This window comes from Chryseobacterium sp. 2TAF14 (assembly GCF_052115105.1).
Classification (GTDB): Bacteria; Bacteroidota; Bacteroidia; order Flavobacteriales; family Weeksellaceae; genus Chryseobacterium.
In genome coordinates, this window is the sequence record NZ_JBFRGA010000118.1 from 1 (window position 1) to 12020 (window position 12020).

A 12020-nucleotide genomic window follows, 5' to 3' on the forward strand; every position below is an offset into this window, starting at 1 on the left:
TAACCTGAAGAGATAACGAATCGTTGACAACTCCTATCACCGATTTTTTGATAAACCAATACGTAAAAAGGGAAACTGCAAAAACCACACTTGCAATCCTGAAAAGTTTTGCAAGCTGCCCCAGTTTTCCTTTTTTCAGCTTTGAAAAAAAGAGTGAGAAAACAAGTGAAAGAAAAATAACAAAAATGATAAATCCCATAAGTGCAAATATACTTATTTAAAGATAGCTGATAAGATTCTTACTCCACATTCCACTCTTTCATAAAATGGTCGAGGAAAGTCAGCATAAACCGGTGTCTTTCTTCGGCTATTTTTTTCCCCTCATTTGTATTCATCAAATCTTTAAGCAGTAAAAGTTTTTCGTAGAAGTGATTAATTGTTGTTCCGTCTGATTTTTTATACTCTTCTTTAGACATATTGAGTTTTGGTTGAATATCGGGATGATACATCAGATTATTTTTAAAACCTCCGAAGTTAAAAGTTCTCGCCACTCCAATTGCGCCAATGGCATCGATTCTATCAGCATCTTGTACAACTTTAAGCTCAATCGGTAAATTTTGAGGCACTTCATTTCTATTTTTAAATGAAATATTCTGAATGACAAATAAAACCTGCTGAATAATTTCGTCTTCAACATTTTGATTTTCTAAAAATTCTCTCGAAATTTTCAGAGCTAAAGTTTCGTCTCCATTATGAAATTTGGGATCGGCAATATCATGCAGTAAAGCAGAAAGCTCTACAACTTGGAGGTTACAATCTTCTGTTTGGGCAATTTTTCTGGAAAGCTTCCAGACTCTTTCGATGTGAAACCAGTCGTGACCGGCTTCTGCTCCTTCCAGTTTTTCTTTTACGAATTGAATTGTGTTTTCTATGATGTTGCTCATTTTAATATAATTTTTTTGCCACAAATGCACGAAGCTGGTTTTAAGGTTTTAAATAATCAATTTTAATTGAATCGAAATTCGTGCATTCGTGGCTGATTTTCTTTTCTCGATAAATCCTTTTCAGCGAAAATTTGTCTAAATAATTTCATTCAGAATAATATCCCAAAGTTTTTTATTGTAGCTTCTGAAAAARTTGACATGACCGATTTCTCCTTTTTCAGATTCTGATGTCTTTAATAATCTGTAATCAGGTTTCAGATTGGGATAAACCTCATTAAGCAGGCTTTTTACGCCTTTCTCGGTTAACCAGACATCATCTTCAGCATACAAAACCAATACTTTCTGGCTGAGTTGTTTTGAATAATCTTTTGTTTTAAGCAATAATTTTCCGGTAGATTTCCTGTTCAAAATTAAGGTTCTCCAGTCATAAGCGCAATTTTTTGGAAGACTTTCTCCCAAACCGAACCAATTTGCAGGAAAATACCCGAAAACTTCGGTAAAAAAAGGCTGCGCCAATCCGAAACCGAAAAAAGCTTCCAGCTTTGTTTTCCATTTCAGGTTTCCGATAAAGGCATTTTGAGTGGCAACAAAAACAAATTGTTCGAAAATTTCAGAATACTCATTCATCCCGATAATCAGGGCTCCGACAGAATGTCCGACGCAATATTTCTTGTAATCCGGAAAATTTTTGATGATAAATTCTGTGACTGTTTTAAAATCTTCGTTTCCCCAGCTTCGCATTGATGCATCCGAATTTCCCATTTTCAGCGGCTTTGAAAGACCAATTCCGGAATAATCGTAAGTGATGACAGTAAATCCGTTTTCGGTAAAAAATTGGGCAAAAGAAAAATAAACCTGCTGTTTTACTCCCGTTGCAGAATTAATCAGAATAATTTTACCATTCGATTTTTCAGGTTTAAAAAGATGTGCAACCAGCTGAATATGATCTTTTGTAGTCAGTATGAGTTTTTCCATGGAATTGAAATAAAAAATCCACATCAAATGTGGACTTTTTAATAGTATAAATCTCTATTTTAAAAGCTTTTCAATATGCATTAAATAAAATTTAAATCAGATCTGAAAGATAAGGAAGCGCAGTTTGCGCACCTTTTCCGGTAGAAACTTTCGATGAAACCAGATTTCCGAATTTTACGCAGTCTTCAATGGTGTTTTTATGACACAATGCCACTGCAAAGCCAGAAGTAAAAGCATCTCCCATTCCCATTTTATACACCATGCTTTCGTTTTCGTTTCGGAAATATTTCATTTCTACTCCGTCGTAATAAATCGTAGAGTTGGTTTCATCCCTTACAAAAAGTTTGTTGAAATATTTCTTAAGAATTTCTTCTCTTTTTTCTTCACCAAAAATCACAGAAAGCTCATTGCTTCTTGCTATGATAAAATCTACATCATCCAAGATCTGCTCATTTAATTTTGTACCCGGTGATGCATACAGACCTACCATTTTACCAAGATTTTTTGCTTTTTTTACCGTATATTCAATAATATTCATCGGTATTTCCAGCTGCAAAAGCACAAGAGCAGAGGAATGAATATATCTTTCGGCGTCATCAATTTGCTTCAGCGTCAGTTTTTTATTGGCTGCAGAATCTACTACAACCGAAAAATCTCCGTTGCAGCTCGTTACATAAGCGATACCCGTAGATTCCTGATCTGTTTCGTAAACAAAACCTACATTCACATTTTCGTTAACAAGATTTCGCATAATTTGCTGCCCTAAAGGATCAAATCCTACACAGCCCACAAAATGAACGCTGGCTCCCAATCTTGCCGTACCAACAGCCTGATTGGCTCCTTTTCCGCCAAAATAATTTTCAGAATAAGCAGCCATTACCGTTTCGTTACGAGCCGGAATTTTATCGGTATACAATATTAAATCTAACGAACAACTGCCGACAACGACAATCTTCGGATGTCCTGAAGAAAAGTCCATAGTATATTTGATAGTTTTCTCAATTAAAAACTATATTTAAATATAAGAAATTTTAGCTTACCAAAATTTCAATAAATTCTGTAATAATTTTCACAGGCTTGTTTTCTCCGTCAAATGCTACGTAACTTGCATAAAAACCTTCTCCGTAACCGGTTTCGAAAGCAAAAATATTTCCGGGATTTTCTTCATCAGGTTTTAAAAAAGCAAACTGATCGATGGCTCCGTTTTCATCAAAGAAATGATCGTGGAAAAATTCTTCGTAAATTCCCATAAAGTCATCGCCTTTTCTCTGGAAAAGTTTCTGCTCCAGAAGATTAAGCTGTTCCTGGGTCTGAACATCCATAAAGCAGCCCATTCCACTCTCTACAGGATAGCCGAAAACTTCACCTTCAGCCAGATCTTTTATATTCTGCTCTTTGGTTGTAGCCAATTTCCAAGATGAGATTTTTGCATCACTAAAAACAATTTCAGCATAAGCAACACAGTTGCTCTCTCTTTCTTTGTGCAGCAAAACCTGAAAATCTCCTTTGGGAAAATGGGTGGAAAACGGCTGCATATCATTTGTAATCAAAGGATCACAGGCAACCAGCTTTCCGGTGGAAAGATATATTTTCCCGACTTCAAAACTTTCCAGTAAAGGACTTTCTACAAAGTCTTTTGAGAATAGTTTTTGTATGTTTTCTAAATGTGTCATTTTAAATTTTTAGTCTATAATTGGTTTAGAGCTAAATCTGGTTTAAGAATTGTCAGGCTGAGCGGAGTCGAAGCCTTCTTTATTATTTTTAAAATTATCTGAATGAGTTTCATTTTGGCAAATAGACAATTCTTTTAATTTGTCCCAATTATCATTAATAATTGCTTCTTTTTTCTTTCTACTCCAACCTTTCACTTGTTTTTCAAATGCTATAGCCTGAAGTATATCATTAAATTTATAAAAGAAGACGAGTTGAACTGGCCTTCTTTTATGAGTATAACTGTCAGGAAATTTACCTGATTGATGTTGAGAAAATCTCAACTCAAGATTATTGGTAACTCCTGTATAATAGGAATTGTCGGAACATTTTAATATGTATACAAAATATTGCTGCACTTTATTTAAAAAGGCTTCGACTCCGCTCAGCCTGACATTCCGACAAATTTACTTTTATTTATCTAAGATAAATTATAAAGATTTCAGCTTTTCTTCCAAAATCGCAATTTTATCAAGCGCATCTTTCTGCTTTTTACGCTCCACTTCTACGATTTCAGGTTTTGCTCGTTCGCAAATTCTGAAGCGTTTGTGTAAATTTCAGCAGCTTCTCTTGGCGATATTCCTTTTGTCTGACGGTAATTTCTTACTCCTGAAATAATTTCTGATGCAGTTTCGAAGTTTTTAATAATATCTTCATTAAAAGGTCCTGCTTTTTTCTGTTGCGCAATAACCAAAGCTTCATCTGTACTTCTCTCTGAAATCAATTGCCAGATTTCTTCTGACTGGAAAGGCATAAACGGATGAATTAATTTCATCAATTCTTCAAAAAGAGAAACCGTTTTATTGTAAACTTCTTTAGAAATACCTTCACCATAATTTGGCTTAATTGCTTCTAAATAAGAACCACAGAAATCGTCCCAGATCAATTTATAGATCAAATGTAAAGCATCAGAAATTCTGAATTTCTCAAACTGATCGTTGATGTCAACAATTGTTTTGTTTAATTTATTTTCAAACCATTCAATGGTCTGATTTTCTGTTTCATTTGCAGGTTTATCTTCATGATTCCACATGTTGATCAAACGGAATGCGCTCCAAATTTTTGTCATGAAATTTCTTCCCTGAAGCATCAGATCTTCATCAAAAAGAAGATCATTTCCAGCCGCAGAACTCAATAAAATACCAACACGAACTCCATCTGCACCATATTTATCCATTAATTCTAAAGGATCCGGTGAGTTTCCTAAAGATTTAGACATTTTTCTTCTCTGCTTATCTCTTACAATCCCTGTAAAATAAACATTTTTGAACGGAACTTCTTTTCTGTATTCTAATCCCGCCATGATCATTCTTGCAACCCAGAAGAAAATAATATCCGGAGCCGTTACCAAATCTGATGTCGGATAATAATAATTAATTTCTTTATTATCCGGATTATTCAATCCATCAAAAACTGACATTGGCCACAACCAAGATGAGAACCATGTATCAAGAGCATCTTCGTCCTGACGCAAATCTTCTAGTTTTGCAATAATCCCTTTTTGTTCTTCTAGTACAACAAGAGCCTGATATTTATCTTCTGCAATTACGAAATCGTTTTCTCCGTCACCATAATAATATGCAGGAATTTGCTGTCCCCACCAAAGTTGGCGTGAAATATTCCAGTCGCGGATGTTTTCCATCCAGTGTTTGTAGGTATTTTTAAATTTCTCAGGATAGAATTTTATTTCATCATCCATTACAACATCTAAAGCCGGTTTTCCAATTTCAGACATTTTTAAGAACCACTGAACAGAAACTTTAGGCTCGATAACCGCACCTGTTCTTTCTGAAGTCCCTACTTTATTTACATAATCTTCTGCTTTTAACAAAAGATCTTTTTCTTCTAATTCTTTTGCGATTTGTTTTCTTACGTCAAATCTGTTTTTTCCTGCGTAATGTAAACCGTGCTCATTGAGATTTCCGTCATCGTCTAAAGCATCAATCATTGGCAACTGATGTTTTTGTCCGATTTCGTAGTCATTCGTGTCGTGAGCAGGAGTAATTTTCAAAGCCCCTGTTCCGAATTCAATATCAACATATTCGTCTTCAATAATCGGGATAACTCTGTTAACAATCGGTACGATTACTTTTTTACCTTTTAAATGAGAATATCGCTCATCATTAGGATTGATGCAGATTGCCGTATCGCCGAAAATAGTTTCAGGACGCGTTGTTGCCACCGAAAGGAACTCTTCTGAACCTTCAATTTTATATTTTAGAAAATATAGTTTTCCGTTTTGCTCTTTAAAGATTACTTCTTCGTCAGAAATATTGGTTTTTGCTTCCGGATCCCAGTTTACCATTCTGTAGCCACGATAAATCAATCCTTTATTATATAAATCAACAAAAGATTTGATCACCTGTTGAGAAAGTTTAGGTTCCATGGTGAAACTGGTTCTGTCCCAATCGCAAGAGCAACCTAATTTTTTCAGTTGTTCAAGAATTGTTCCGCCGTATTTGTCAGTCCATTCCCAAGCGTGTTTTAGAAATTCTTCTCTGGTAATATCAGATTTATTGATTCCTTCAGACTTCAGTTTAGCAACAACCTTCGCTTCAGTAGCAATTGAAGCGTGGTCTGTTCCCGGAACCCAACAAGCATTGAAGCCCYGCATTCTTGCACGACGAACCAAGACATCCTGAATGGTATTATTCAACATATGCCCCATATGAAGGATTCCTGTGACGTTTGGCGGAGGAATTACAATCGTATAAGGCGGCTTTTCGTTGGGCTCTGAATGGAAATATTTGTTTTCCAGCCAGTAATTGTACCATTTCTGTTCTGTTTCCTGTGGATTATACTTTTCTGAAATCTGCATAAATTCTGGTTTYTTTAACTTATAATTTGCAAAAATAGTTTAAAGTAAAAAAATGTAAGCACTAATTAAAATAATTTTTAACTTTGTTTCTCAAAATTTATCTAACAAACATATTAACTTTCAAGAATATGAAAAACTTATTAGCAGGAATTGCATTATTCGGAACATTTGCATTAGCATCTGCACAAACCATTACTTTTGACAAAACGACTTACGAATACGGTCAAATTAAACCAAATTCTGATGGTACAAGATTTTTTACAGTAACCAATACAGGAGATAAGCCTCTTATTATTTCAAACGTAAAGCCATCTTGCGGATGTACTACGCCAGAATTTAGCCAGGCTCCTATTGCACCAGGAAAATCAGCAAAAATTAAAGTTGGATATAACACTGCTACCGTTTCTCCATTCAATAAGATGATCGAGGTATTTTCTAATGACCCTGTAAACAGCAGAAGTGTAATTTATATTAAAGGAGAAGTAACTCCTAATGCACCAGAACCAAAACCATTAACTGCTGCAGAACAAAAAGCTAAAGCTAAAGCTGAGAAAAAAGCTGCTAAAATGGCTGCAAAAACAGCTTCTAAAAAATAATTTTTACTTAAAAAATTTTAAAACCGTCTCAATTGAGGCGGTTTTTTTGTTATATTTATGTTGATAGATGTTAGATGTTAGATGTTAGATGTTAGATGTTAGATGTTAGATGTTAGATGTTAGATGTTAGAAAGTTAAGATATATTGAAATCTCATCACAATTTATCTATTGAAATTTAATTATAAAATTAAGTCATTAAATCATTGAATCTTATAAAAAACATGAATACTAATTTCTCAGACGACTTTTTAGTTAAAGGAAAATTTTCTATAAAAAAATCTTCAACAGAATATAAAGGAAAACTCACCAAAGATGAAGGTGTACAATTATTAAATCAGGAAAAAGAAATACTGAGACAACTTCAGGAAAAACTTTATGCCGACGGAAGCAAATCTCTTTTAGTCATTCTGCAAGCGATGGATGCAGCCGGAAAAGACAGTTTAATAGAACATGTTTTCGGAGGGGTAAATCCTCAAGGTTGTAATGTGACAAGTTTCAAAACGCCGAGTTCTAAAGAGTATTCGCACGACTTTTTGTGGAGACACTATTTAGCTTTACCCCAGAAAGGAATGATCGGAATTTTCAACCGTTCGCATTATGAAAGTGTTTTGGTCTGCAAAGTACATCCTGAATATAATTTAAACGAAAAAACCTGGAATTCGATAGAAGATTTCGACAAAAAATTTTGGGAAAACCGCTACGAAAGCATCAGGAATTTTGAAAAACATCTTTCCCAAAACGGAACTACAATTATTAAAATATTCCTGAATGTTTCTAAAGATGAGCAAAAGAAGAGATTACTTGACCGTATTAACGAGCAGGAAAAAAACTGGAAATTCTCAGCAGCAGATTTACCCGAAAGAGCTTTGTTTGAAAAATATATGGAATGCTACGAAACTGCCATTAATGAAACATCAAAAGATGAAGCACCTTGGTACGTAATTCCTGCAGATAATAAATGGTTTGCAAGACTTTCTGCAATACAGATTATAATTGATACTTTAGAAAAAATGGATCTGAAATTCCCTGAGCTTTCTGAGGAAGATAAAAAAGGTTTGGATGAGGCTAAAAAACAATTGGAAAGTGAGTGATTATTTAATTGCCACGAATGCACGAATATTTAAGTATAAATTGAATTCGTGAATTCGTGGCAATTTATTTATAAAAAACGAGAAAATCTATAAGCCGGATTTTGTATCCCGAAAAAACGGGATGCCTGTTATTTATCTACGTTTTACATTGCTGCAAAACTTGAGCTGATTACCCCTCGGCTTTCAGGACGAGCCGCCCCTATTTTCATTGCTGAAAAGAACCGATATACTTATCATTGCACCGCAAAGAGTTTACCTGGTTTCACTACAGCCGAACTGTACCTGCTTTCTGTTGCACTTGTCCTATCCTCACGGATGACGGATGTTATCCGCTTTGCTGCTCTGTGGTGTCCGGACTTTCCTACCCTTACCGAAATAAGAATCAACAAGCCGATTTTCTCGTGGCTGCAAAGATAGGAAATTGCAGTAGATAAAAACTGAATTGTGAATAGTCAATTCGCTTCGTTGTCAATTTTTTAAACTTTACAATTAAATTTAAAAATAAAATTCACATTTGACTTACAAAGTAAAATTCACAATTGACTAATAATTATTATCTTCGTGCAGTTATACATTTATTTTGATTTCTAAAGAGAAAGAGTTTGCACAGCTTGTAAAAGATAATCAGGGATTGATTATTAAGGTATCGCGTCTGTACACCAATTCGCTGGAAGACGAGGAAGATCTTTTCCAGGAAATTGTTTTACAGCTTTGGCGGAGCTATGATTCTTTCAAAGGAAATTCAAAAATTTCTACCTGGATGTATCGTGTTGCGCTCAACACCGCCATTACTCTTTTCAGAAAAAAAAGTAAAAGTTTACAGACTAACGAGCTAGACATCAATCACAGAGATTTCGTTGAAGATGATGATGACAAACAGCAGCAAATTTCACTTCTTTACACGGTAATAAAAACCCTTCCGAATGTAGAAAGGGCAATTGTAATGATGTATCTCGACGATCTGCCTTATAAAGATATTGCTGAAAACCTGGGTATTACGGAAGTAAATGCACGTGTGAAAATGAACAGATTAAAGAAAATCCTTAAAGAAAAAATGGAAAAACATGCCTGAATTTGATTTAGACAGCTTTAAGAAAACCTGGCAAGAACAGCCTGTACAACCGAAATACGACAATAATGAGATTCTGAAAATGCTCAATAAAAAATCACGCAATTACATGAAGTATATTTTTTGGATCAGCGTGGCAGAGTTTTTATTTTTCAGTGTTTTAGGAATATTTTACCTTATTCAAAATAATGAATCTGACAGCTTTATGAGTATTTTGGAGAAAATGGGTGTTCACAGAAGCAGCCAGCTTGTTAGTAAGCTTGATAATATTTATTTGATTATAAAAATTCTAAGTCTTGTAGTTACAGGATTCTTTGTGCTTAAATTTTATCAAAATTACCGTAAAATTAAAATTGAAGAAGATCTTAAGCTGTTTATCATCAGAATAATTACCTTCAAAAAGACGGTTAATGCTTTTATTTTAACGAATATCGGGTTGTTAATACTTTTGATAAGTGCATTAATTGGGTTTACTTTTTATATTTTAAATGTTCAAAATATAGAAATCAACAGTTCTACTTTTACAGGATTCATTGTCGGAATTATAGTGAGTACAATTTTGTGCGTGATCCTGATTTGGGTGTATTATCGTTTGGTGTATGGAATTATCATGAGCAGGCTCGACAAAAATTTAAGCCAGCTAAAAGAAATAGAATCTCAGGAAAATTAAAATATCATTAAATATTCAGCATAAAAAAAAGCATTTCAGATTTTGAAATGCTTTTTTCTATTTTAAAGTTCTTTTCGAAGTCTCGCAACCGGAATATTAAGCTGTTCACGGTACTTTGCAATCGTTCTTCTTGCAATATTGTATCCCTGCTCTTTTAAAATTACAACCAAAGCATCATCCGTTAAAGGTTTTCTCTTATTTTCTTTGCTGATTACTTCCTGAAGATGATTTTTGATTTCTTTTGTCGAAACTTCTTCGCCATCGTCATTAGTTAAGCTGTCGGAAAACAAATCTTTAAGGTAAAGAATTCCGTTTGGCGTATCTGCGTATTTACTTTTTACAACCCTTGAAATTGTAGAGATATCAAAACCTGTAATATCGGCAATATCTTTCAAAATCATCGGTTTTAATGACTTCTCATCACCTGTGATAAAATAATTATGCTGAAACTTTACAATTGCATTAATCGTCTGGAGCAAAGTATTCTGACGCTGATTGATAGCATCAATGTACCATTTTGCCGCATCTAATTTTTGTTTGATAAATAACGCAGCCTGTTTATGTTCAGATGATTTTTTATCGTGAGAATAGGTAGTCAAAATATCCTTATACTCTTCAGAAACCCTTAAAGTAGGGGCATTCTTACTGTTAAGCATCGGAATTATCTGCCCGTCTTTTACCTGTATCACAAAATCCGGAATAATCTCCTGATTGATCGTAATTGTTTGCGTGTCAAAATTCCCTCCAACCTTCGGAGATAATTTTGAAATTTCCTCTAAAGCATCCTTCAGATCTTCTTCTTCAATATCGTATTTCTGAATAATCTTATTGTAGTGCTTATTTGTAAGCGCATCAAACTGGAACCTCAAAATATTGGCAGCCAGAGAAACCGCTTTATCAGAGCTTATCTTTTTTTCAATCTGAAGCAGAAGACACTCCTGTAATCCTCTTGCTCCAACTCCGGATGGATCTAATTTCTGAATATAATTTTCAAGTATATCTTCAACTTTCTCTTTGGTTGTATAAATTCCCTGTGAAAAAGCCAGATCATCAACAATTGCTTTTATTTCTCTTCTCAAATATCCGTCGGTATCCAGATTACCAATAATATATTCAGCAATTTTCAGATCTTCATCGCTGATGTTTACAAGGTTTATTTGCTCCATTAGATAGTCATACAGCGACTGTCCTTCGGTTAAAAGGCTTTCATTATCAAAATCTTCATCATCGGCAGAATAATTGCTTGAAGCCGTTTTGTAACTTGGTTCATCATCATACAGATACTCATTGACATCAAAATCTGTTTCAATACTGTCTGTACCTTCACTTTCATAGCTATCCTCCAAAGTAGCGTACTCATCTTCTTTAGACTCTTCCTTAACTACTTCTAAAGCCGGATTTTCTTCGAGCTCCCTTTCCAGTTCTTCCTCAAACTCCAAAGTATGAAGCTGAATCAACTTCATCAGCTGAATTTGCTGAGGAGCAAGTTTCTGTCCTAATTTAAGTTGTAAATGTTGTTTTAGCATATTCTACTTTGTGTATGTTAACTTAACATCTACGAATTTAATATTTTTTTTTGGAAAAATCATCATTAGCACGATTTTTGTAGCATAAAATTTACAAAGCCAATAGATTATCTATTGGCTTTTGTACTCACTCATTTAACTGATTCTTTTTCAATCCTTTCAATTTTATATTTCTTTTTCAGGAGCTAATTCCGGCTATCCGCTACTACTCCTCACGCCATTCTTTTCCATCCTCTATAGCCCTCCAACTTCTCCCACGCAAGTTCCGGGGTAACCGCTTCTATCCGGGCTAAAAAGTATCTCTATAATTAAAAAACCCACCTTTGATTCCGGTTGTTGAATCTATTAATAGTCTATTTTAATTGAACTTTGAAAATTGAAATTAAAGATGAAGTTGGATGATGGAAGATTAAAACTCTAAAACTTAAAAGCTAAGATTCATAAAAAGTAATGAATGAGTAAATAATAAGCAAGCTTTTCAAACACGATTTTTAAGCCATTCTACGGATAATCTCACGTGTAATGATCAAAAAAATACTCCGGAGGAGTATAACCTTTGTAGCAATTCATATAATCACCGTTAAACCTTTAAGCTCCGGAGGAGCGACACAGCAATCAGGGATTAGGGATTGGTGATTAGTGATTAGTGATTAGTGATTAGTGATTAGTGATTAGTGATT

11 protein-coding genes, 1 other RNA gene and 1 pseudogene are annotated in these 12020 nt (G+C 34.4%); 4 read left to right on the forward strand and 9 right to left on the reverse strand.

The genetic code is table 11. The features are described from left to right. The 7 genes and pseudogenes from AB4Y90_RS12240 to AB4Y90_RS12270 form a co-directional block, all read right to left on the reverse strand. Nucleotides 1-199, reverse strand: a pseudogene (locus AB4Y90_RS12240) (hypothetical protein); the annotation flags it as partial. Between the two features lie 40 nt (nucleotides 200-239). After that, the gene (locus tag AB4Y90_RS12245) at nucleotides 240-884 is read right to left on the reverse strand and encodes an HD domain-containing protein (protein WP_441557859.1); all 645 of its coding nucleotides are present in this window, start codon (nucleotides 882-884) and stop codon (nucleotides 240-242) included. Nucleotides 885-1019: 135 nt separating this feature from the next. Next, the gene (locus AB4Y90_RS12250) at nucleotides 1020-1859 is read right to left on the reverse strand and encodes an alpha/beta hydrolase family protein (protein ID WP_441557860.1); all 840 of its coding nucleotides are present in this window, start codon (nucleotides 1857-1859) and stop codon (nucleotides 1020-1022) included. A gap of 91 nt (nucleotides 1860-1950) precedes the next feature. Then, nucleotides 1951-2838 carry a ribokinase gene (locus AB4Y90_RS12255; RefSeq protein WP_441557861.1) on the reverse strand — a complete coding sequence of 296 codons (888 nt, stop codon included), beginning with the start codon at nucleotides 2836-2838 and terminating at the stop codon, nucleotides 1951-1953. A 52-nt stretch (nucleotides 2839-2890) separates the two neighbouring features. Continuing rightward, a complete protein-coding gene (locus tag AB4Y90_RS12260; RefSeq protein WP_441557862.1) occupies nucleotides 2891-3532 on the reverse strand; it encodes a DUF4241 domain-containing protein in 642 nt (213 codons plus the stop codon). A 42-nt stretch (nucleotides 3533-3574) separates the two neighbouring features. After that, nucleotides 3575-3928, reverse strand: coding sequence for a GIY-YIG nuclease family protein (locus tag AB4Y90_RS12265; protein ID WP_441557863.1), 354 nt, complete (start codon nucleotides 3926-3928; stop codon nucleotides 3575-3577). A 146-nt stretch (nucleotides 3929-4074) separates the two neighbouring features. Beyond that, nucleotides 4075-6387: a valine--tRNA ligase gene (locus AB4Y90_RS12270; protein WP_441557864.1), complete on the reverse strand. Its 2313-nt coding sequence runs from the start codon at nucleotides 6385-6387 to the stop codon at nucleotides 4075-4077. 128 nt (nucleotides 6388-6515) lie between these two features. Here AB4Y90_RS12270 and AB4Y90_RS12275 point away from each other — a divergent pair, with 128 nt between their 5' ends. Continuing rightward, the gene (locus tag AB4Y90_RS12275) at nucleotides 6516-6983 is read left to right on the forward strand and encodes a DUF1573 domain-containing protein (protein WP_441557865.1); all 468 of its coding nucleotides are present in this window, start codon (nucleotides 6516-6518) and stop codon (nucleotides 6981-6983) included. Nucleotides 6984-7205: 222 nt separating this feature from the next. Beyond that, nucleotides 7206-8075: a polyphosphate kinase 2 family protein gene (locus AB4Y90_RS12280; protein ID WP_441557866.1), complete on the forward strand. Its 870-nt coding sequence runs from the start codon at nucleotides 7206-7208 to the stop codon at nucleotides 8073-8075. 74 nt (nucleotides 8076-8149) lie between these two features. Here AB4Y90_RS12280 and rnpB read toward each other — a convergent pair. After that, nucleotides 8150-8477: RNase P RNA component class A (gene rnpB, locus AB4Y90_RS12285), an RNA gene on the reverse strand. 178 nt (nucleotides 8478-8655) lie between these two features. On the opposite strand from rnpB, the gene AB4Y90_RS12290 reads away from it, so the two are divergent. Then, the gene (locus AB4Y90_RS12290) at nucleotides 8656-9147 is read left to right on the forward strand and encodes an RNA polymerase sigma factor (RefSeq protein ID WP_074231294.1); all 492 of its coding nucleotides are present in this window, start codon (nucleotides 8656-8658) and stop codon (nucleotides 9145-9147) included. Then, a complete protein-coding gene (locus AB4Y90_RS12295; RefSeq protein ID WP_441557867.1) occupies nucleotides 9140-9814 on the forward strand; it encodes a beta-carotene 15,15'-monooxygenase in 675 nt (224 codons plus the stop codon). Before AB4Y90_RS12290 ends, AB4Y90_RS12295 begins: the two co-directional genes overlap by 8 nt. Before the next feature lie 62 nt (nucleotides 9815-9876). Here AB4Y90_RS12295 and rpoN read toward each other — a convergent pair whose 3' ends face one another. Continuing rightward, on the reverse strand, nucleotides 9877-11340 hold the full coding sequence (gene rpoN / locus AB4Y90_RS12300; RefSeq protein WP_441557868.1) for an RNA polymerase factor sigma-54: 1464 nt from the start codon (nucleotides 11338-11340) through the stop codon (nucleotides 9877-9879). Nucleotides 11341-12020: the final 680 nt, after the last annotated feature.

Bases quoted from the DNA above. Each gene is read 5' to 3' on its own strand.
- AB4Y90_RS12275 (WP_441557865.1), top strand. From the start codon at position 6,516: ATGAAAAACTTATTAGCAGGAATTGCATTATTCGGAACATTTGCATTA.
- AB4Y90_RS12280 (WP_441557866.1), top strand. From the start codon at position 7,206: ATGAATACTAATTTCTCAGACGACTTTTTAGTTAAAGGAAAATTTTCT.
- AB4Y90_RS12260 (WP_441557862.1), bottom strand. From the start codon at position 3,532: ATGACACATTTAGAAAACATACAAAAACTATTCTCAAAAGACTTTGTA.
- AB4Y90_RS12245 (WP_441557859.1), bottom strand. From the start codon at position 884: ATGAGCAACATCATAGAAAACACAATTCAATTCGTAAAAGAAAAACTG.
- rpoN (WP_441557868.1), bottom strand. From the start codon at position 11,340: ATGCTAAAACAACATTTACAACTTAAATTAGGACAGAAACTTGCTCCT.
- AB4Y90_RS12295 (WP_441557867.1), top strand. From the start codon at position 9,140: ATGCCTGAATTTGATTTAGACAGCTTTAAGAAAACCTGGCAAGAACAG.
- AB4Y90_RS12255 (WP_441557861.1), bottom strand. From the start codon at position 2,838: ATGGACTTTTCTTCAGGACATCCGAAGATTGTCGTTGTCGGCAGTTGT.